General features: G+C 70.5%; 18 protein-coding genes and 1 tRNA gene. 13 read left to right on the top strand and 6 right to left on the bottom strand.

What is annotated here, in order from left to right; all coding sequences use genetic code 11:
- Positions 1-73 precede the first annotated feature (73 nt).
- Positions 74-613 carry a thioesterase family protein gene (locus AC1HC7_RS03665; RefSeq protein WP_479495298.1) on the top strand — a complete coding sequence of 180 codons (540 nt, stop codon included), beginning with the start codon at positions 74-76 and terminating at the stop codon, positions 611-613.
- Between the two features lie 272 nt (positions 614-885).
- Positions 886-2,643 (top strand): chloride channel protein, encoded by a 1,758-nt coding sequence (locus AC1HC7_RS03660; protein WP_479495299.1) that lies wholly within the window; start codon positions 886-888, stop codon positions 2,641-2,643.
- A 74-nt stretch (positions 2,644-2,717) separates the two neighbouring features.
- Here AC1HC7_RS03660 and AC1HC7_RS03655 read toward each other — a convergent pair whose 3' ends face one another.
- A complete protein-coding gene (locus AC1HC7_RS03655) occupies positions 2,718-4,553 on the bottom strand; it encodes an aminopeptidase P family protein (RefSeq protein ID WP_479495300.1) in 1,836 nt (611 codons plus the stop codon).
- 228 nt (positions 4,554-4,781) lie between these two features.
- Between AC1HC7_RS03655 and AC1HC7_RS03650 the strand changes: the two genes are divergently transcribed.
- A complete protein-coding gene (locus AC1HC7_RS03650; RefSeq protein ID WP_479498696.1) occupies positions 4,782-5,309 on the top strand; it encodes a DUF2147 domain-containing protein in 528 nt (175 codons plus the stop codon).
- An 18-nt stretch (positions 5,310-5,327) separates the two neighbouring features.
- Here the strand turns inward: AC1HC7_RS03650 and AC1HC7_RS03645 are convergent, their stop codons facing one another.
- Entirely contained in the window at positions 5,328-6,059 is a 732-nt protein-coding gene (locus AC1HC7_RS03645; protein ID WP_479495302.1) for a hypothetical protein, read from the bottom strand.
- Positions 6,060-6,440: 381 nt separating this feature from the next.
- Here AC1HC7_RS03645 and AC1HC7_RS03640 point away from each other — a divergent pair, with 381 nt between their 5' ends.
- From AC1HC7_RS03640 to AC1HC7_RS03630, 3 genes are all read left to right on the top strand, one after another.
- A complete protein-coding gene (locus AC1HC7_RS03640) occupies positions 6,441-6,968 on the top strand; it encodes a cold-shock protein (protein WP_479495303.1) in 528 nt (175 codons plus the stop codon).
- Positions 6,965-7,429 (top strand): DUF192 domain-containing protein, encoded by a 465-nt coding sequence (locus tag AC1HC7_RS03635; protein ID WP_479495304.1) that lies wholly within the window; start codon positions 6,965-6,967, stop codon positions 7,427-7,429. The genes AC1HC7_RS03640 and AC1HC7_RS03635 overlap by 4 nt, the downstream gene beginning before the upstream one ends.
- A 72-nt stretch (positions 7,430-7,501) precedes the next feature.
- A tRNA-Pro gene (locus AC1HC7_RS03630) sits at positions 7,502-7,578 on the top strand.
- A gap of 33 nt (positions 7,579-7,611) precedes the next feature.
- On the opposite strand, the gene AC1HC7_RS03625 is transcribed toward AC1HC7_RS03630, so the two are convergent.
- Complete coding sequence (locus AC1HC7_RS03625; RefSeq protein WP_479495305.1) at positions 7,612-8,595, bottom strand: GlxA family transcriptional regulator; 984 nt, start codon at positions 8,593-8,595, stop codon at positions 7,612-7,614.
- 300 nt (positions 8,596-8,895) lie between these two features.
- On the opposite strand from AC1HC7_RS03625, the gene AC1HC7_RS03620 reads away from it, so the two are divergent.
- The 3 genes from AC1HC7_RS03620 to msrP all read left to right on the top strand — a co-directional run bounded on the left by AC1HC7_RS03620 (position 8,896) and on the right by msrP (position 12,326).
- A complete protein-coding gene (locus tag AC1HC7_RS03620; protein ID WP_479495306.1) occupies positions 8,896-10,281 on the top strand; it encodes a class II 3-deoxy-7-phosphoheptulonate synthase in 1,386 nt (461 codons plus the stop codon).
- A gap of 57 nt (positions 10,282-10,338) precedes the next feature.
- Positions 10,339-11,205, top strand: a complete 867-nt coding sequence (serB, locus tag AC1HC7_RS03615; protein ID WP_479495307.1) for a phosphoserine phosphatase SerB — start codon at positions 10,339-10,341, stop codon at positions 11,203-11,205.
- Positions 11,206-11,345: 140 nt separating this feature from the next.
- Entirely contained in the window at positions 11,346-12,326 is a 981-nt protein-coding gene (msrP, locus tag AC1HC7_RS03610; RefSeq protein ID WP_479495308.1) for a protein-methionine-sulfoxide reductase catalytic subunit MsrP, read from the top strand.
- Between the two features lie 302 nt (positions 12,327-12,628).
- Here the strand turns inward: msrP and AC1HC7_RS03605 are convergent, their stop codons facing one another.
- Positions 12,629-13,519 carry a LysR family transcriptional regulator gene (locus tag AC1HC7_RS03605; protein WP_479495358.1) on the bottom strand — a complete coding sequence of 297 codons (891 nt, stop codon included), beginning with the start codon at positions 13,517-13,519 and terminating at the stop codon, positions 12,629-12,631.
- A gap of 116 nt (positions 13,520-13,635) precedes the next feature.
- Here AC1HC7_RS03605 and AC1HC7_RS03600 point away from each other — a divergent pair, with 116 nt between their 5' ends.
- The 4 genes from AC1HC7_RS03600 to AC1HC7_RS03585 all read left to right on the top strand — a co-directional run bounded on the left by AC1HC7_RS03600 (position 13,636) and on the right by AC1HC7_RS03585 (position 17,104).
- Positions 13,636-14,544 (top strand): hypothetical protein, encoded by a 909-nt coding sequence (locus AC1HC7_RS03600; protein ID WP_479495309.1) that lies wholly within the window; start codon positions 13,636-13,638, stop codon positions 14,542-14,544.
- 128 nt (positions 14,545-14,672) lie between these two features.
- A complete protein-coding gene (maiA, locus tag AC1HC7_RS03595; protein WP_479495310.1) occupies positions 14,673-15,353 on the top strand; it encodes a maleylacetoacetate isomerase in 681 nt (226 codons plus the stop codon).
- Positions 15,354-15,390: 37 nt separating this feature from the next.
- Positions 15,391-16,239, top strand: coding sequence for an amino acid ABC transporter substrate-binding protein (locus AC1HC7_RS03590; protein WP_479495311.1), 849 nt, complete (start codon positions 15,391-15,393; stop codon positions 16,237-16,239).
- A 55-nt stretch (positions 16,240-16,294) separates the two neighbouring features.
- Positions 16,295-17,104, top strand: a complete 810-nt coding sequence (locus tag AC1HC7_RS03585; protein ID WP_479495312.1) for a transporter — start codon at positions 16,295-16,297, stop codon at positions 17,102-17,104.
- A 154-nt stretch (positions 17,105-17,258) separates the two neighbouring features.
- Here the strand turns inward: AC1HC7_RS03585 and AC1HC7_RS03580 are convergent, their stop codons facing one another.
- Positions 17,259-18,953, bottom strand: coding sequence for a CRTAC1 family protein (locus AC1HC7_RS03580; RefSeq protein WP_479495313.1), 1,695 nt, complete (start codon positions 18,951-18,953; stop codon positions 17,259-17,261).
- Positions 18,950-20,413: a di-heme oxidoredictase family protein gene (locus AC1HC7_RS03575; protein ID WP_479495314.1), complete on the bottom strand. Its 1,464-nt coding sequence runs from the start codon at positions 20,411-20,413 to the stop codon at positions 18,950-18,952. Before AC1HC7_RS03575 ends, AC1HC7_RS03580 begins: the two co-directional genes overlap by 4 nt.
- Positions 20,414-20,554: the final 141 nt, after the last annotated feature.

Genomic DNA, 20,554 nt, shown 5'->3' with positions numbered 1-20,554 from the left:
TTGCAATGGCGCCTCGGGCGGTGTTCGGTGCGCGCCAGCCGCAACGCCGCCCGCATTGTCGAAAGAGACCGCCATGAGCCCGGAAACACCTCCCGACGCCGCCCCCGTCGCCGCCCCTATCCCGGTCTTCGCCGCCGCGCCCATCGTCGCGCCGGACATGTCGGTGCCCGCCGACTGGATCGATTACAACGGCCACATGAACGTGGCGTATTATTCGCGCGCCTTTGACATCAGCGCCGACGTGATGTTCGACGAGACCCTGCTGATCGGCGAGCGTTACGCCGCGACCCACCGCATGGGCCCCTACGTGGTCCAGCAGACCCTGCATTACATCGGCGAATTGCTGGAGGGCGACCGGTTTCGGGTCGAGATCCGGCTGCTCGACTGGGATTCCAGGAAACTGCATGTCTACATGGAGATGCGGCGCGTCGATGACGGCGCGCTCTGCGCCGCCACGGAACAACTGGTGGTGAACGTGGATCTGGAGGCCCGCCGCGCCGCCCCCTATCCACCCGAGGCCATGGCGCGGATCGAGGCGCTGGGGCGCGCGCAGGCGGCGCTGGCGCGACCCGAGCGGGCGGGCGCCTCGGTAGGCATTCGCCGCAAGGGCTGAACGCCGAGGCGCCGGTCAGGCTTCGCGCAACTGTCTCGGGGTGTCTGGGGGGGATCGGGGGCGGGCTGGCCGCAGCGATCGAGGCTCTCGGGCCGGCGGTGGCGCAACGGCATGGCGCGGCGGGGCCTTCCGCCGCCCGGCGCCCGGTCCTATACAGGGGGCAGGCGTCGCCGCGGCGCGTTCAACGCGCCGCATCGCGCCGACACGGGACTGATTCGGGGCCGATTCCGGGTCCGATCGGGGGCGATTCAGGGCAGGGCGGACCGGCGCGCATGGCAGCAGAGGACAAGGCGGGCGCCGAACTGGCGCGACGGGCGCGCGAGGCCTGGCGCGACGGCCATCGCATCACGCGCGGCCATGCCGGGCGCGCCTGGAGCCATCTGCGCGCCCGGGGCCCCAGCCAGCTGCAATTCTGGTTCCTGGCGCTGGCCATCGGCGTCGCCGCAGGCTACGCGGCCATCGGCTTTCGCCTGGCGATCGCGGAAATCGAGACCCTGATCTACGGGTCCGACGACATGCGGCTGCATTCCTTCGCCGCGCGCGCCCACTGGCTGCTGGTGCTGAGCGCGCCGATCCTTGGGGGGCTGACGGTCGGGGTGATCCTGCACGCGTTCACCCGCGACGGGCGGTCGCGCTCGGTGGCCGACGTCATCGAAGGCGCGGCGCTGCGCAACGGGCGGGTGGAGCTGAAGGAGGGCGCCGCCTCGGCCGTCGCCTCGCTGGTGACGCTGTCCACCGGCGGCTCGACGGGGCGCGAGGGGCCGGTGGTGCATCTGGCGGCGCTGATCTCGTCCTGGGTGGCGGCGCGCATCGACGCCTCGCCGATCACCGGGCGCGACCTGATGGGCTGCGCCGTGGCCGCCGCGGTGTCCGCCAGCTTCAACGCCCCCATCGCCGGGGCGCTGTTCGCCATGGAGGTGGTGCTGCGCCATTTCGCCCTGCACGCCTTCGCGCCGATCTTCATCGCCTCGATCGCCGGCACGGTGATCAGCCGCCACTACATGGGCGACATCACCGAATTCGTCCTGCCCGCCCATTCCATCGCCTTCTATCAGGAATTGCCGGCCTTCCTGCTGCTGGGGCTGGTCTGCGGGCTGGTTGCGGCGGCGATGATGCGCGCGATCTTCCTGGCCGAGGATCTGGGCGACCGGGTGCAGCGCCTGGCCCATGTCCCCGGCTGGCTGCGCCCGGCGATCGCCGGGGCGATGCTGGGCGGGCTGGCGATCTGGTTTCCCCACATCATCGGCGTCGGCTATGAAACCACCTCGCGGGCGCTGTCGGGCAGCCTGACGCTGCAGATGGCGGTGGGTTTCGCGCTGGTCAAGGTGCTGGCGGTGGCGGTGACCCTGGCGGGGCGCATGGGGGGCGGAGTGTTCAGCCCCTCGCTGATGCTGGGGGCGCTGACCGGGCTGGCCTTCGGGCAGATCGCGGTCGGGGTGTTCCCCTCGGTGTCGGGGTCCGAGGCGCTGTATGCGCTGGCGGGCACCGGCGCCGTGGCGGCGGCGGTGCTGGGGGCGCCGGTCTCCACCACCATGATCATTTTCGAACTCACCGGCGACTGGCAGGCGGGGATCGCGGTGATGGCCTCGGTGTCGCTGGCCTCGCTCATCGGGTCGCGGCTGGTGGATCGCAGCTTTTTCCTCACCCTGCTGGAACGGCGCAACCTGCATCTGGCCGAGGGGCCGCAAAGCTGGATTCCGGCGACCATCGCGGTGCGCGACCTGATGCGCTATCGCGGCGCCGAGGACGGGGCCTCGGACAGCGAATGCCTGGCGCTGATCGAACAGGGGGCGATGCTGCGCCGCGACGACACCCTGGAGCGGGCGCTGCCGCTGTTCGATCAGGGGGCCGGGCGGATGCTGCCGGTGGTGGCCGAGCCGGAGGGCGGCGGCGAGGGCGCCGGCGAGGGCGAGGGCGCCGGCGAGGGTGACGGCGGCGGGCCCGAATTGCTGGGCGCGCTGTTCCATATCGACGCGCTGCGCGCCTATAACCGGGCGTTGATCGAGACCCATCGCGAGGAGCATTCCTGACCGGCATTCTTGTTTCGCCCGACCGTCCCGCCCGACCGTCCCGCCCGCGCGGCGCGCCCGGTGTCGCCGCGGGCTCAGCCGAGCGGCGCACAGGCGCTTTTCAGCCAGGCCGCGACGCCCGCATCACCGGCCGCGTCATCGCCCGCCAGCAATGGCCCGATCTCGGCCAGCACCCGCGCGTGATAGGCGTCGAGCCAGGCGCGCTCGTCATCGTCCAGCAGCCCCGCCTCGATCAGGTCGCGCGCAATCGGCGCCAGCGTCAGGGTCTCGAATCCCAGCATCGCCCGGTCGCCGCCCGCAGGGGTCGCCGCCGCGCGCACCGCCAGCAGGTTCTCGATGCGAATGCCGAAACCGCCCTCGCGGTAGTAGCCGGGTTCGTTGGACAGGATCATCCCGGCCAGCAGCGGCTCCTTCGATCGCCGCGACAGGCCCTGCGGCCCCTCATGCACGTTGAGATAGGCCCCGACCCCATGCCCGGTGCCGTGGTCGTAGTCGAACCCGGCGCGCCACAGCGCCGTGCGGGCCAGCGCGTCCAGATCGCGCCCGGTCAGCCCGGCGGGCCAGCGGGCCCGGGATATGGCGATCATGCCCTTCAGCACCAGCGTGAAGGCGCGCGCGGCGTCCGGGTCGGGGGCGCCGCCATCGACCAGAACCGTGCGGGTGATGTCGGTGGTGCCGTCGGGATATTGCCCGCCGCTGTCCACCAGCAGCACGTCGCCCGGGGCCACGCGCCGATTTGAGTCGCGACTGACCCGGTAATGCACGATGGCGCCGTCGGGCCCGGCGCCGCAGATGGTGTCGAACGATATGTCGCGCAGCTCGCCGGTGGCGGCGCGAAGGCTTTCCAGTTTCTCCACCACGTCGATCTCGGTGAGCCCGCCCAGCGGGGCGGTCGTCGCCAGCCAGTGCAGGAACCGCGCCATGACCGCGCCGTCGCGCAGATGCGCGGCCCGCGCGCCGGCCAGTTCGGCGTCGTTCTTGACCGCCTTGGCGAGAATGCAGGGATCGCGCCGCCATTCCACCGCCGCCCCGGCCGCGTTCAGCCGGTCCGCCACCCAGACCGGCGCGCTGGCCTTGTCCACCGCCACCCGCGCGCCCTTCAGCGCATCCAGCGCCGGGCCGAAATCCTCGGGCGGGCGCAGTTGCACCGCGTTGCCCAGATGCCGCAGCGTCGCGGCGTCGAACTTGCGCGGATCGGCGAACAGCTCCGCGCGCCCGTCGCCATGCAGCAGCGCGAAGCCGTGGGTCACCGGGGTGCGGGCGATGTCGGCGCCGCGGATGTTGAGCAGCCAGGCGATGCTGTCGGGCAGGGTGATCGCCGCCGCCGCCAGCCCGGCGGCGGCCAGCTCGGCGCCGAGTCTGGCGCGCTTGCGCGCGGCGCTTTCGCCCGCCAGCGCCTGGGGATAGGGCCGCGCGGCGCCCAGCGGCGGGGCGGGTTGATCCGCCCATATGGCGTCGATCAGGTTGGCCGAGGCCGTCAGCGACCCGCCGGCCTTGCGCGCCGCCTTGTCCAGCCGCTCGATGTCCTCGCGCGCATGCAGCCAGGGGTCGTAGGCGAGCCGCGCGCCCTCGGGCAGCGCTTCGGCCAGCCAGGCTTCGGGGCGGGTGGTCTCGATCTGGACCAGTTCGAAGGCGGCGCCGTCCACCTGCGCGCGGGCCTGCAGCGTGTAGCGCCCGTCGATGAACACCGCCGCCTGCGTCGCAAGCGCGATGCACAGCCCGGCCGAGCCGGTGAACCCGGTGAGCCAGGCGAGGCGTTCGTCGCGCGGGGCGACGTTCTCGCCCATATGCGCGTCGGCGCGGGGAATCAGAAACCCGTCCACGCCGGCCTCGGCCATCTTTTCGCGCAGGGCGGCGAGCCGCCTGGGCCCTGCGGCCGGGTCGCTGGCGGCGTCAAATGTCTGGAACATGGGTTTTCCTGTTCGTGGGCGGGGTTTGGGTCGGGTTTGGGGTCGGGGTTTGGGGTCGGGTTGGGGGCGCGGCGGAGGCTATGCGGAAATCCGGGTCAGGAAAAGCCCGCGCGTCGCCTGCACGGGCCTTGGCCCAAGGACCTCGCAGGGGCGCGGGCGCAATAAAATCGTCGCGCGGGCCGCGGCCGCCGGCTAGGTTCGGGCGACCAGCCGCAGGAGACCCCGATCATGCCCCATCGCCCGCCCCGCCGGTTTTCGCCCGCCCCCCTGACGGCCTTTGTCGTGCCGGCCTTTGTCATAACGGCCTTTGTCGGGGCGGGCCTCGCCGCGCCGGCCTTGGCGGGCGGGGACGATCCGGCTTTCGGCTTCTGGCTGACCGCGTCCAGGCGGGCCATCGTCGAACTGGCGCCCTGCGGCGCCTCCGCCTGCGCCACCGTGGTCTGGCTGCTGGCGCCGCTGGACGAGGCCGGCCGGCCGGCGGTCGATTTCCGCAACGAGGACCCGGCGCTGCGCGACCGGAAGATCTGCGGCTTGTCGCTGATGTCGGGGTTTTCGCGCACCGCCCCGGGCGTCTGGGAAAACGGCCAGATCTACAACGGCGAGGACGGCCAGACCTACAGCGCCGATTTCGAATTGCAGGATGGCGGCGATCTGCGGGTGCGCGGCTATGTGGGGCTGCCGATCTTCGGCAAGACCAGGATCTGGACCCGCGAGGCCGACGCGCGCGGCGGCTGCGCCGGCGCTGAATCCGGGTGACGCGGGTTGCGGCACGGGTCAGCCGTCCGCCGGCCAGCGGGTGAGCTCGCGCCGGCGCACCGCGTATTCCACCGGTTCGTAGCCGATCAGCAGGCGCAGGCGGCGGCCCTCCGGGTCGCTCAGGTAGAACCGCTCGGCGTAGCGGCCCCGGCGCAGCCCGTCGGCGCGGCGGGTTCCGGTGAATTCGACGGCCCCGGCCGCGCCGCGCCAGACCGCGCGCGCGGCGCCGTCGGGGGCGATGTCCAGCGTCAGCCGGTCGCCGGGGGCCGGATAGAATGTCAGGCGGCGCCCGGGGCCCGCGGCCGCCTCGGCCGCCACCAGCAGCAGATCCAGCTTCAGGGCCCGCGACACGATCCGCGCGGAAACCCCCGGCGCGTAGTCATAGGCCTCGCCCGGGGCGATCAGCGCGCGGTTGACCGCGATCAGTTCGCAGCCGCAGTCGCGCGGCGCCCTGGCGGCGGCGAGCTGCGCGAAGCAGGTGCTGAGCGCCGCATTGGCGGCGCTTGGGGCGGCGGCGCCGGTCGCCGGGGGGGGCGAACCGGGTGATTCGCGGCGCGTATCGGTTGCGTCTGGCCCAATGCCTGATTCGCCATTTGATTCGCGCGCCGGATCGAGCCCCGAGGCCGCGGCGCGGGCCGGGCACAGCCGCGGCGGGGCGCCGATCGCCAGCGCGCGTGATTCGCCGGGCAGCGAAAGGAATCGCCTGCCCTCGGGCGATCCGTGCAGCAAGGGCGCGGCCCTGGGGCTCAATCGTCGTGAATCGCGCGATCCGTCACGCGTCGCCGCCGCCAGCCTGACTGCGGCGAATTCAACCACAGGGATATCCGCCGGGGCGGCGGCGATCAGCGCCGGCGGCCGCCGAACATGCAGCAGGGGTTCATCTTCGAGCGCAACGGTTGGTGAATTATTCGTTGACGTGCAAGCCGCTAGCGCGAAAATCGCAAGCGGCGCGTTAATTTTCAACGTCATCGCGTTCACCTAAACCTTGCGTCAACAGGATGGATAGACGATAGGGCCTGCAATCCGTAGCGAAAATTTGATCTGCCGCAATTCCTTGCTAGCCTTCATCAAAATGTCGTATGCATGGCGGGTCTACGTATGTTTTTTTAATCAGTAAGACTGGGGGTCAGTTTGACTGGGGAAGTTGTCAAGGTTTCTCGTCTGGTTTCGGGACGAGTCAAGTGGTACGACGCCGACAAGGGTTACGGCTTCGTCATTCCGGCCGAGGGCGGTCCGGACGTGATGGTGCACGCGGCCTGCGTTCGTGCGTCCGGTCTGTCGACGCTCGACGAGGGCGCGGCCATCTCGCTGACCGTGATCCGGGGGGAACGCGGCCTGCAGGCGACCGAAATCGTCAGCATCACCGCGCAGCCCGCGCCCGAACCCGAGGCGGTCCGACCGACGGAAATCGCGCTGGGCGCCGAGCCGGAAGGTGAATTCCTGCCCGCTCGCGTCAAATGGTTCAACAAGCAGAAGGGCTTCGGCTTCCTGAACGTGTTCGGAAGCTCGGATGACATCTTCGTGCATATGGAGACCCTGCGCCGCTACGGCTTTCAGGATCTGCTGCCGGGGGAGGCGCTGTGCGTGCGGCTCGTCACCGGGCCGCGCGGCGCAATGGCGGGCGAACTCTGCCGTTGGGAAGACGTCGTCAAGGCATGAGGCGCCTGCTGGTCGCGGCAGCGATCTGGGCGGCGGGCGCCGGGGTCGCCGCCGCCGCCTGCGCCGAGCGGATCATCGATCTGCGCGGCCCGAAAGGCATGAGCCGGTTCAGCATCGAAATCGCCGACACGCCCGAAACCCGCGAACGCGGGCTGATGTATCGCACCGATCTGGCGCAGGGGCAGGGGATGCTGTTCATCTTCGACCCCCCGCGCGAGGTGGGGTTCTGGATGAAGAACACGCCGTTGCCGCTGGACCTGGTGTTCATCGACGCGCGCGGCGCGGTGCGCAACGTCATCGCCATGGCCGAACCCTATTCGGAGCGGATCCTGCGTTCGGGCGCCGTGGTGCGCGCGGTGCTGGAGATCAATGGCGGGCTGGCCGCGACCTTCGGCATCGCCGAAGGGAGCGAGGCGCGCCACCCGGCCTTCGGGCCCGATCCGGTCTGGCCCTGCGACTGAGCCGCGCGCGGCCTTCGCCGCATCCCGATCCGGGCTGGCGCCCGGCGCCGGGATTGTGTAATGCGCGGCCATCGGGGCGTAGCGCAGCCTGGTAGCGCGTCGGTTTTGGGAACCGAAGGCCCCCAGTTCGAATCTGGGCGCCCCGACCATCCTCCTTCGCGATCCCGATCGCCGCGGCGCGCCTAGCGCTGCTGCTGCGCGGCCGCCGCCACGCCGCGTTCGCGATAGGGGGTGCGGTTGTAATGCCCGCGATAGCATTTGGAAAAATGCGACGGCGAGGTGAAGCCGCAGGCCAGCGCCACGTTGATCACCGACATGTCGGTCTGCAGCAGCAGCCGGCGGGCCTTTTCCAGCCGCAGTTCCAGATAGTAGCGCTTGGGCGAGCGGTCGAGATAGCGGCGGAACAGGCGTTCGAGCTGGCGCGTCGACATGCCCACGCGCGAGGCCAGCGCGGCGGCGGAAATCGGCTCCTCGATGTTCTCGTGCATCATGTTGATGACCTGCGACAGCTTGGGGTGGCGCACGCCGATGCGCGCCGGCACCGACAGGCGCTGCCCGTCCTTGTCGTTGCGCAGGTTGGAATACACCAGCTGATCGGCCACCAGCCCGGCCAGGTCGGCGCCGTGCTCGTCGGCGATGATGCGCAGCATCATGTCGGCCGAGGACGCGCCCCCGGCGGCGGTCATGCGGTCGTTGTCGATGACGAAGATGTGGTTGACCAGATCCACGTCGGGGAATTCCTCGGCGAAGCCCTCGCGGTTTTCCCAGTGGATGGTGGCGCGCCGCCCGTCCAGCAGCCCGGCGCGCGCCAGCACGAAGCTGCCGGTGCAGACGCTGCCCAGCGCCACCCCGCGCCGGCTTTCGCGCCGCAGCCAGTTGAGCAGCGTGCGCACCGTGGTCCGGTGCACGTCGATGCCCCCGCACAGCAGCGCGGTGGCCCCGCGGGGGCATTCCTCCAGCGCCGCGTCGGGGATGATGGGCAGCCCGCAGGAGGCCTCCACCGGCGCGCCGGTCTCGGACAGGGTGCGCCAGGTGTAGAGGGTTTTCTCGGTCATGCGGTTGGCCACGCGCAGGGGCTCCACCGCCGCGGCGAAGGCCAGCAGCGAAAACTGGTCGAGCAGCACGAACACGAATGCATGGGGAGGATCCTGCGCCGCCTGGGTCATCAGCGTTCACCTTGTTGTCTCGGGCTCAGGCGTGTTTCCTGCAGACCGAGACTTGCGTCGGCGCTTTTGACCGGTCAAGGCGTTTTTGCCCCTAACCATGTCCTGTCTGCGACATGGAGGATTCCGAAACCGGACCGGGGGGCGATCAACGGCCCTGCGGTTCGCCCGTCCGCCCCTCCCCGCCGCTGGCCCCGGGGGGCGAACAACCCCCGCGCGACCGCCCACGCGCCTTGCTGGCCACTGCCCGCCGGCTCCTGTATAGCGGGCCGACCGAAACGCGGATTGCGAAGGAGATCCGAGATGTCCGAGCCGTGGACGAAAGACAGCTGGCGCGCTCACACTGGCCTGCAGATGCCCACCTATCCCGACGAGGCCGCGCTGGCCGCCGTCGAGGGCAAGCTCGCCGGCTATCCGCCGCTGGTTTTCGCCGGCGAGGCGCGGGCGCTCAGGGCGCAGCTGGGCGAGGTGGCGGAGGGCCGGGCGTTTCTGCTCCAGGGCGGGGATTGCGCGGAAAGCTTCGCCGAATTTTCCGCCGACAACATCCGCGACACCTTCCGGGTGCTGCTGCAGATGGCGGTGGTGCTGACCTTCGGGGCCAAGCGCCCGGTGGTGAAGGTGGCGCGCATGGCCGGGCAGTTCGCCAAGCCGCGTTCCTCGGACATGGAGCGCGTCGACGGGGTGGATCTGCCCTCCTACCGCGGCGACATCATCAACGAACTGCCCTTCACCGCCGCGTCGCGCATCCCCGATCCCGAACGCATGCTGCAGGCCTACCTGCAATCGGCCTCGACGCTGAACCTGCTGCGCGCCTTCAGCCAGGGCGGCTTCGCCGACATCCACCGGGTGCAGGCGTGGAATCTGGGCTTTGCCCAGGGGACCCCCGGATCGGAGCGTTATTATCGCATGGCCGAACGCATATCCGGGGCGCTGGACTTCATGGACGCCGCCGGGGTGAACCCGGACAATTCGGAAAAGATGAAGCGGGTCGACGTCTACACCTCGCACGAGGCGCTGCTGCTGCCCTATGAACAGGCGCTGACCCGCACCGATTCCATCACCGGCCAGCAGGTGGCGGGATCGGGGCACATGATCTGGATCGGCGACCGCACCCGCCAGCCCGACGGCGCGCATGTGGAATTCTGCCGCGGCGTCATCAACCCCATCGGCATGAAATGCGGGCCGAGCCTCGATGCGGACGAACTGGTGCGCCTGACCGAAATCCTCAATCCCGCCAACGAAGCCGGGCGCCTGACCCTGATCGCGCGCTTCGGCGCCGGCAAGGTCGGCGATCACCTGCCCGGGCTGATCCGCGCGGTGGAGGCCGCCGGGCGCAAGGTGGTCTGGTCCTGCGATCCCATGCACGGCAACACCATCAAGTCGGACTCGGGCTACAAGACCCGCCCCTTCAACCGGGTGCTGCAGGAGGTGAAGGAATTCTTCGCCATCCACAAGGCCGAGGGCACCCATGCCGGCGGCGTGCATTTCGAGATGACCGGACAGGACGTGACCGAATGCACCGGCGGCCTGCGCGAGGTCACCGACGCCGACCTGTCGAGCCGCTATCACACCGCCTGCGATCCGCGCCTGAACGCGGCGCAGGCGCTGGAGCTGGCGTTCCTGCTGGCCGAGGAGCTGGAGAACGAGGGCCGCGAGGCCGCCGCCGCCAACGGCTCCTCGCTGGGCTGAAACGGGGCTGAAACGGGGGTGGCGCGGGGCTGGCGCGCGCATTGCGGGGGACAGGACATGTCCGAGGCTTCTTACGCGCTGGTGCTGACCGCCGCGTCCGGCGTGCCCGATGACGCGGTTGCGCGGGTGGTCGGGGCGATCGGCGGGGCGGCGCGCCGTCTCGGCCCCGGGGGGGTCGAGATCCCGGCCCGCCCCGGCGCCCTTGAACCGGCGCGCGCGGCGCTGGGCGACGCGCCCATCGACGCCAACCTGACGCCGCTGGCCAACCGGCGGAAGAAACTGCTGATCGCGGACATGGATTCGACCATGATCCCGGTGGAATGCATCGACGAACTGGCGGATTTCGCCGGCATCGGCGCCGAGGTCGCCGCGATCACCGAACGGGCCATGCAGGGGGAGCTGGATTTCGAGACCTCGCTGCGTCAACGCGTGGCGCTGCTGCGCGGGCTGCCCCGTTCCGCGCTGGCGCAGGTGCACGCCGATCGCATCCGGCTCAACCCCGGGGCCCGGACGCTGGTCGCCACCATGAACGCCGCCGGGGCGATGACGGCGCTGGTCTCGGGCGGCTTCACCTGTTTCACCGCCAGGGTGGCGGCCGAGGCCGGCTTCGCGATCAACCGCGCCAACGCGCTGATCTTCGAGAACGGCGCGCTGAGCGGCGCGGTGGCGGAGCCGATCCTCGGGCGCGCGGCCAAGCTGGAGGCGCTGCGCGAAATCTGCGCCGCGCGCGGCATCACCCCCGAAGACGCCATCGCGGTGGGCGACGGGGCCAATGATCTGGCCATGGTGGCGGCGGCGGGGCTTGGGGTCGCCTACCGCGCCAAGCCGGCGCTGGAACGCGGCGCCGACGCGACGCTGCGCCATTCCGACCTGACGGCGCTGCTGCATCTGCAGGGGTTTGACGCGGCGGGTTTCGCGCGCTGAGCGGGACGCGGATTTCACAGCGTCCGGCAGTCAAATGTTGCGAAGTCTCGCCGGCTCGTGATTGGACCTGCGCGCGGGCGGCGCGTATTTGTGTCTCCGAGCAACCAATATCATGACCGAACCTTTGCGGGAGACGACACATGCATTTCTTTCGCCGCCCAAGCTGGATGCTGCCCGAACGCGACGCGACCCCTGAAGCGGCGTTCTGGAACCGGCGCAAGGTGCTTGCCGGCATGGGGATCGCCATCGGCGGCGGCGCCGCGCTGGCCTATGGGCTGCCCGGCGAACAGGCCGAGGCGGTGGCGGCGGAAAAGGCGTTCCTGCCCAAGCCGCCGCTCGATCCCGACTACGCCGACGCCGGGCGCGCGGTGACGCCCGAGGCGATCAACGCCAGTTACAACAATTTCTACGAATTCGGCTCCCACAAGCGCATTCAGGAAAAGGCGCAGGCGCTGAGGACCGACCCCTGGACCATCTCGATCGACGGCATGGTGGACAAGCCATTCGATATCGGGCTCGAGGACCTGCTGGCGAAGATGCCGGTGCAGGAACGGGTCTATCGTCACCGCTGCGTCGAGGCCTGGTCCATGGTGGTGCCCTGGATCGGCTTCCCGCTCGCCGATCTGGTGAAGCTGGCGCAGCCGACTTCGGATGCGGTCTATGTGCGGTTCGAAACCCTCCTCGACCCGGAGGTCATGCCCGGCCAGCGTCAATCCTGGCTGCCCTGGCCCTATGTGGAGGGCCTGACGGTGCAGGAGGCCCTGAACCCGCTGCCGCTGATGGTGGTGGGCGCCTACGGCAAGGTGCTGCCCAAGCAGTTCGGCGCGCCCATGCGCCTGCATCTGCCGTGGAAATTCGGCTTCAAGTCGATCAAGTCGGTGCGCCGCATCACCTTCACCGACAAGCGCCCGGTGTCGTTCTGGGAAAACCTGCAGGCCAACGAATACGGGTTCTGGGCCAATGTGAACCCGGATGTGCCCCACACCCGCTGGTCGCAGGCCACCGAGCGGCTGATCGGGACCGGCGACAAGGCGCCGACCCTGCTGTTCAACGGCTATGGCGCCGAGGTGGCGCATCTGTATGCGAATCGCCCGGAAAAGGGCCGCGAGCTGTATTTCTGATCCGCCGCCGCGCGCGCCCGCGATCCACGATTCCCTCGGCCGTGCCGGCGGGAATTGCGGCTCACCCTATGATTGTATTGAGAAATACGCCTTAACGGCGCACGTGTGGCCCGGACAAAAAAAGAGCCGAGCCCAGAGGCTCGGCCAAGTCCAACAGGGAGGTTGTCGTCGCGGTGGCTTTCACCGCCGCTCTGACACCACGAGATATATGGCCGCCTTATCGATTGTGCAAGTGCAACATTGGTCGCAGGCCCTTATGCATAGCGGAAATGCAACAGTTGCATAGCGGAAGATTCCACGGATCAGCTGGCCAGCAGCCCGTCCTTTTCCAGCCCGCGCAGCACGAAATCGCGGAACACCGCCACCCGTTTCGACCGGCGAAGTTCCGTGGGATAGACGAAATAGGTGGTGATCGGCGCGCTGTGCAATTCGGGGATCACGTTGACCAGCGTGTCCTGGTCGCGGGTCACGTAATCGGGCAGCGCGCAGACCCCGAGCCCGTTCAGCGCCGCGTTCAGCAGACCGAAATAGTTGTTCACCGTCATGTGCGCGCGGTGGTCCGCGGCCAGGAAGGGCGCCAGCCACGCCGCGCCCGCGGACACTTGCGGCACGCCGGGGCTGTAGCCGACGATGCGGTGATGGCGCAGATCCTCGGCGCGTTCCGGCAGGCCGTGGCGTTCGATATAGTCTCTGGAGGCGTAAAAGCGCATGTGAACATGCATCAGGCGGCGGCGGATCAGGTCGGCCTGGCTCGGTTCCTTCATGCGGATCGCCACGTCGGCCTCGCGCATGGGCAGGTTGAGCACGCTCTCGGTCAGGTTGAGGTCGATGTTGAGATCGGGGTATTCCTCGAACAGCTGCTCCAGCCGCGGCGCCAGCCACATGGCGCCGAAACCGATGGTGGTGGTGATGCGCAGTTCGCCATAGACGTCGTCCTTGGTGTCCTTGATGCGCGCGGTGGCGGTTTCCAGATTGCGCGCCATCTCGCGGGTGGCGTGGAACAGCAATTCGCCCTGTTCGGTCAGCAGCAGCCCGCGCGCGTGACGGTGGAACAGGGTGGCGCCCACGGATTCCTCCAGCCCGCGGATCTGGCGGCTGACGGCGGATTGGCTCAGGTGCAGGGCCTCGCCCGCATGGGTGAGGCTGCCCACGTCGGCGACGGTGTGAAAGACGCGCAGCTTGTCCCAGTCCATCTTCGGTCCGCCCATTCCGATTTCGTCGTCGGCGCCACTGTTTTGACCTCCTGCACGATTAAAATCGAGTGTAGACTGCGCAGGCCCCAGACAGCCCTAGGCCAGAGAGGATCAGAATGACACAGGTTTTTCGCGTCGCGCGCCGGGCGATCGCGCGCATCGCGCTGCTGAGCGGCGCGGTTCTTCTGGCGCTGGGCGCGGCGACCCCCCCCGTGGCGCGGGCCGCCGATGACGGCCCCCGCGACGCGGCGCTGAAGGGCGGGTTCTACGGGCTGGGCGAGGCCAGGGGCATGCGCCTGGTGATTCGCGACGTGGGCCGGAAACCCGCCGGCACGTTCTTTGATTCCAACGGCAAGGAGGCCGAGATCACCGGCCACTGGGTCGCCGGCGGGCTGGAGGCGGTGCTGCCGTTCGACACCCGCCCGATCTTCATCCGACTGACCTCCAAGCCGCTGGGCGCGGAAATGCTGGTGCTGCCCATCGGCCCGGACGGCAAGGCGATCCCGTCCCAGGCCCGCACGCTGGGATTCCTGCGCGACGGGGTGAAGGCGCCCGAACTGCCGCCGGGCTTCCAGAACCCGCCGGCGCGCGCCGATGGGGTGCTGGATCCGGATGTGTTTCTGGTCAGCTACGAATACTGGCCCCCGGACGGGGTGGCGCGCGGGTTTTCGGCCATCGGCGCGCGCTACCGCACCATGATCCGGCTGTTCCCGCTGGTGCATGCGGACATCCTGTGGAAGCTGTGCGACGCCTCGCAGCGCCCCAAGGGGCTGGCCGAGGCGCTTCGCGGGCAGGGGGTGAGTTGTCAGAGCATATCGAAGGTGGTGAACGGCACGCAGGCCAGCGGCAGGTTCGAGCGCTACAAGTCCGACGTGGCGCGCCAGAAGCGCGACCTGATGGCGGCGGTGAAATGCGCCCGCGGCTACGTGGTCAAGGAAAGCGTCTGCCGCCCGGCTTCAAGGAAGATGGCCGAGGCCGCCATGTCCATGGAGACCGTGGCCACGGCGCTCGCGCCCTACCGCTGAACCTCCGCCCTCGTCAATCCGCGCCTCCGAACCCCCCCCCGAACACCCCCCCCCCTCCAGAACACCCCCCGAACGCGCGCCCTGCGAAAATCCCCGTCCGACCCCCTCCAGAACACCGGGAGCCCCCGATGCCGCGCCTGATCCTGCACAGTTACTTTCGCTCCTCCACCTCCACCCGCCTGCGCGCGGCGCTCAATCTGAAGGGGCTGAAGGCGGAATACGTCGCCCAGCACCTGCGCAGGGGCGACCAGCGCGCCGAGGGGTTCCTGCGCCTCAATCCCCAGGGGCTGCTGCCGGCGCTGGAACTGCGCGGCGGCGAGGAAGGCGATGACGGCGGCGAAAGCTTCGCGGTGCTCACCCAGTCGCTGGCGATCATCGAATATCTTGACGAGACCCACCCCGCGCCGCCGCTGCTGCCGCGCGCGGCGCTGGACCGCGCCCGCATCCGCGCGCTCAGCCAGGCCATCGCCTGCGAGGTGCATCCGCTCAACAATCTGCGGGTGCTCAACGACCTCCGCGCCCGCTTCGGCGCCGATGACGCAGGCGTCGCGGCGTGGTTTCGCCATTGGGTGGCCAGGACCTTCGCGCCGCTGGAACGCATGCTGGCGGGGGATCCGCGCACCGGGCGGTTCTGCCATGGCGACGCGCCGGGCATGGCGGATCTGTGCCTGTATGCGCAGGTGCTCAACAACGCCCGCTTCGACGTGGACATGGCGCCCTATCCGGTGATCCGGCGCATCCACGCGGCCTGCGCCGCGGTGCCCGAAATCGCCGACGCCGCCCCGGACATGCAGCCCGACGCCGAATGACGCCACGCCCGCCCGACCAATCACAAGGATCCCATTCATGACCAGACCCCTGTCCGCCTTCGTCGCCGCCGCGCTCGGCGCGGCGCTGCTCACGCTCCCCGCCGCCGCCGGCGTGCTCGATCGCATGAAGGCGACCGGCGAAGTGCGCATCGCCGTGCGCGCCGACGCCAGGCCGCTGTCCTACATGCAGGGCGGGGCGCCGCAGGGCTATTCCGTGAGCCTGTGCCAGACCGTCGCCCGCGAGATCGCCAAGGCCGAGGGCATGGACGGCGTCAGTTACACCTATGTGGAGGTCAACGCCGCCGACCGGTTCGACGCCATCGTCTCGGGCAAGGCCGACATCCTTTGCGGCGCCGCCACGGTGACCATATCCCGGCGCGAGATCGTCGATTTCTCCATCCCCACCTTCGTCGACGGCGCCAGCCTGCTGTTGCGCGCCGGCGGCGCGACGGAGTTCGCCGCGCTGGAAGGCAAGCGCATCGGCGTGCTTGCCGCCACCACCACCGAAACCGGGCTGCGCGCCACGCTGGCGAGCGCCGGCATGAAGGCCGAGGTGGCGACCTTCGCGACCCATGGCGCCGGGGTGGCGGCGCTGGCGGCGGGCGATGTGGACGCCTATTTCGGCGACCAGTCGATACTTTACGCGCTGCTGGCCGAATCCCCCGACCGCGCCGACCTGCGCATCGGGCGCAATCTGCTGACCGTGGAGCCCCACGCGCTGGCCCTGCCGCTTGGCGACACCGCTTTTCGGCGCGCGGTGGACCAGGCGCTGAGCCGCATGTATCGCAAGGGCGAGGTGCTCGACGCCTTTCGCCGCGCCTTTCCCGGCGCCCGGCCCGGCAAGGGCATGCAGGCGCTGCTGCTGATCGCGGCGCTGCCGGACTGAGCCGCCGCGCCCGCCCCGAAGCGAACGCCCAACAGCAACAACAAGGACACTCACCATGCGACCCATCACGGCTATTTTCGCGGGGGCCGCCGCCCTCGCCGCCGCCCTCGCCGCCGCCCCCGCCGCTGTTGCGCAGGAGGAGGCCGAGGCGCTGGCCAAGAAGCTCAGCAACCCCCTTGCCGACATGATCAGCGTCCCGGTGCAGGTCAATCTGGATCACGGCTACGGGCCGCAGGACGGCCGCAAGCTGGTCACCAATTTCCAGCCGGTGATCCCGATTTCGCTCAGCGAGGACTGGAACCTGATCTCGCGCACCATCGTGCCCGTGGTCTGGAACAACGACGTGGTCGCGGGCAGCGAGAAATTCGGCTTCGGCGATGTGGTGCAGAGCATGTGGCTGTCGCCCAAGGCGGCGACCGCGGGCGGGCTGACCTGGGGCGTCGGCGGGGCGTTCCTGCTGCCCACTGCCACCGACAGCCAGCTGGGCGGCGAAAAATGGGGCGCCGGGCCGACGGCGGTGGGGCTGATCCAGAACGGGCCGTGGACCTACGGCGCGCTGGCCAACCATATCTGGTCCTTCGCCGGGGATGACAGCCGCGGCGAGGTCAACGCCTCCTTCATCCAGCCCTTCATCTCCTACACCACGCCCGACGCCTGGACCTTCTCGCTCAACAGCGAAAGCACCTATGACTGGCGGCGCGACCAGTGGTCGATCCCGGTCAACGCCATGGTCTCCAAGCTGCTCGACGTCAACGGCCAGAAGCTCAGCGTGCAGGCCGGCCTGCGCTACTGGCTGGACGCCCCCGAAGGCGGCCCCGAAGGCCTCGGCGCCCGGGTCGCCTTCACATTCCTCTTCCCCAAATAGCCTTTCTTGTCGGGGGAGAAGCATCGGCCTGGTCTGGCTGGCGGCGCGGCGGCGTTTGGCCAGCAAGGCCGGGCGCGGCGCGACCGCCTGGCTTGAACCGGCGCGGGCGCCCCCCCGGGGCGAAATCAGGCGGCGCGCGCCTGCGCCGCGCCGTTCAGCGCGGCATCCAGAACCGCGCCTCGGGCCGCCCGCGCTCGATCACCAGAAAATTGTTGGCGAAGGCCCGATAGGCATGGCTCCACTCGCCGTCGGGCCAGCGCACCCGGATCTCGGCGCGGTCCGCCACGCCGAGCCCCACATGCACCCAGCCGACCCGCCCCGAGGCATGGCCGCCGCCGACGCTCACCCGCCGCTCCATGCTGCGCCCGCCGGCGCGGATCGACAGCCGCGCGCCGATGGCGTCGCGATTGGGGCCTTTCTGACGCAATTCGATCTCCAGCCAGTTGCCGGGCGGGCGCGCGCCCCCGTCGCCCGCGCCCCCGTCGCCCGCGCCCCCGTCGCCCGTCGCCGCGCCAAGATTGCGAAACAGGCTCGCCGGCCCGGCGCGGTTGATCACCAGCAGGTCCAGCGCCCCGTCAAGGTTGAAATCCGCCACCGCCGCGCCGCGCCCGCGCCGCGCCAATGCGATCCCCGCCTCGGTCCCGGCCTCGGCGAAACCGCCCGCCCACTGCCCCAGCAGCAGGTTGTCGGGGTCGTAGGCGGCGAAATCCGGCATCGACTCCACATTGCCCTTGGCGATGAACAGATCCAGCAGCCCGTCATTGTTGAAATCGGCGAATTCGGCGTGCCAGCCGGTGGAGGGCCGCCTGTCCTCGCCCGCATAGGGCCTGTGCGCGGTGGCCCCGAGCCGCCCGGCGATGTCGACATAGGCGGGCTGGTCCTCGTCGCCGTTCGCCTCGGGGTCGAGCGTTTGCAGCTTGGTGTCGCCCATGGAGGTCAGCGCGTATTCCGGGCGCCCGTCGGCGTCGAGATCGGCCTCGGCGATGCCCATGCCCCAGATGGCCAGCCGCCGCCAGCCCTCGGCGGCGCGATACGCCCGGGGGGGGCGCCCGGGCTCGATGCGCCACAGCTGTTCCTGCCCGTTCAGGTGATATTGCCGGTCATTGGCGATGCGCAGCGCCGAGCGCCCGGAATTGTCCCAGTCGGTGAACAGCATGGACAGCGCGCAATGGCCGGGGCGCAGCGCCAGCGGCGCGGAATAATCGGGTTTCGGGTCGCGCTGGGGGGCGGGCTGGGGGCGCGCCAGCAGGTTGTCGTCGCAGGTCCCCCAGGGCGACCCCGGCGCGGTGCGATCCACGTAGCGCCCGAAGGCCAGGGTCGGGAAGGTCGCGCCCGGTTCCCACATGGCGGCGAAGGCGGTGGACCAGGCGCGTCGCCAGTCGGGCAGGGCGCCGAACCCCCAGGCGCGGTTGGCCCTGGCGAAGGTGCAGTCGGGCCCGCCGCGCAGGATCAGGTCGGCGCCGACGCGCAGCAGCACCAGATCGCGGACCCCGTCATTGTCGATGTCGATGGGATAGGCGCCGGTGACCCCGGTGATTTCGCCCGCCGCCAGCAGCGGCTTTTGCGAAAACCGCAGCGCGCCGCCCGGGGCGCTGCGGTTGACGAACAGCCGCGCCGGGTTGGTCCCCCCCGCCAGCGCCAGATCCGGCTTGCGGTCGCCGTTGCAGTCGAAGGCCGCGGCGCCGCCGCCGACGAAATGCTCCCACGGGCCGTCATAGACATGGTCTATGCCGGCCGCCGCGGCCTCCTCGACCATCAGCGGCGCGTCGGCGAGCTGCTGCGCCTGCGCCTGCGCCTGCGCGGCGATCGGCAGCGCCAGCGCGGCCCATCCAAGCCATGAAAGCGTCATCGGGGGGCCTCCAGGCTGCGCAGGAAGGCGATGATCTGCGACCGGGCCAGGTCGGGCGCCGAGACATAGGCCTCGCTGGCGGCCCGGGCCTCGCCGCCATGCGCGCGGATCGCGGCGTCGAGCGTGTCCAGATCGCCGCGATGTCCGTAGGGCGAGGTGTCCGCCGCGCCCCACAGTTCGGTGGTCTGGAACACGTCGCGGGCGACGAAACGCTGGCCCAGCAGTTCATTGGCGAAATGCGCGTTGCGGGAATCGGCGATCCGGTGGCGCTTCAGATCGCCGAACAGCGGCACGAGAACCCGGCCTTCGGCGTCGCGCGGCAGCGTTGCGGCCCAGTCGCGCAGGCCAAGGTCCAGCGCCCGGCCCGGGATTTCCCCGGCGCGCAGCGTCCCGGCGGCGTCGTAGGGCCCGGGATCGTCGAATCGCAGGCTGTCCAGCGGCAGCGCCGGACGGTGGCAGTCGGCGCAGCCGAAGGCCGCAAAGCGCCGCGCCCCGGCTTCGGCGGCCGCGGCCCAGGCGGGGTTTTCGGGCGTGCGGCGCCGGGGCGGCGGCAGGCTCGCCTGCCAGGCCACCAGCGCCGAAACGTCCCCCGGCGGCATCTCGACCACGACGCCGTCGCCGTCGAAATCCGCCAGCCCGGTCCAGCGCAGGCCGAAGCGTTCCCCGGCTTGCATGCCGTGATGGTCGTTGAGCGCGTTCACCGTGAACTGGCGCAGCGAAACGAACACCCCCTTGCGCCCGAAGGGGCGGATCACGAGGTCCGGATCCACGCCCGCGACCGCGTCGAGATCCAGCAGCCCGTCGGGACGGGCCGTCAGGGCCCCGAATTCCACGCCCTTGGTCGCGAGCGTCGCGCGCACCGGCGCGCCCGATGCGCGCGCCGCCGCCAGCGCCGCGTCGCGCGCGGCCTGCAAGTCGGCCGTCATCTCGCGGGCCAGCAGCTCCAGCAGCCCGGCGCCGAACAGGTGGTTGGTGTTGCGCTCCAGCGAAAATTGCGGGTCCAGCGTGTCGAAATCGGCGCTGTTGACGCCGTCGGAAACAAAGGCGTTGGCGACGAAATCCCCCGCCCCGCCGGCCATGGGCGCGTTGTGGCAGGCGGCGCAGGCGCTGGCTTCGGGGCCGGCCAGCCGCTGGCGCGCCGCCGGGGCCGGGCGGGTGCGCCGCCGGGGCACGATCGACTGGGTGGCCATGGGCCGCCCGGCGCCGTCGGCGCCGGTGAAGCGGGCGGAAAACAACGCCGCGCCGCGCGCGATCAGCGCGTCGTCGGACAGCGCGCGCGCCTGCGCCTGCGACAGCGGCGCCGGGTTGGCGCGCTCAGCCCATGGCGGCGCCGGCGCGGCGGCGTCGGCGGGCGCAGGCAGGGCCGCGAACAGGACCGCGAACAGGACCGCCAAGCGGGGCGCGAACCGGGGCGCGAACCGGGGGGGCGCGAGGCTCGGCGGGCGGGCGCGCAGGGTCATGACGTCGGGTCTCCGTTGGGTGTCTCTGTGCGTGGAGGCGCGGGGGGGGCGTTGCGACCGGGCGCCGGCGCTGCGATGTCGCGGGGATCGGCGCTGGGCTCGGCGCTGGGGGGCGCGCGGGGGGCGGCGTAAGGGCCGGAT

This window comes from Oceanicella sp., assembly GCF_056449545.1.
This window is presented reverse-complemented; position numbering and strand designations above follow the sequence as displayed.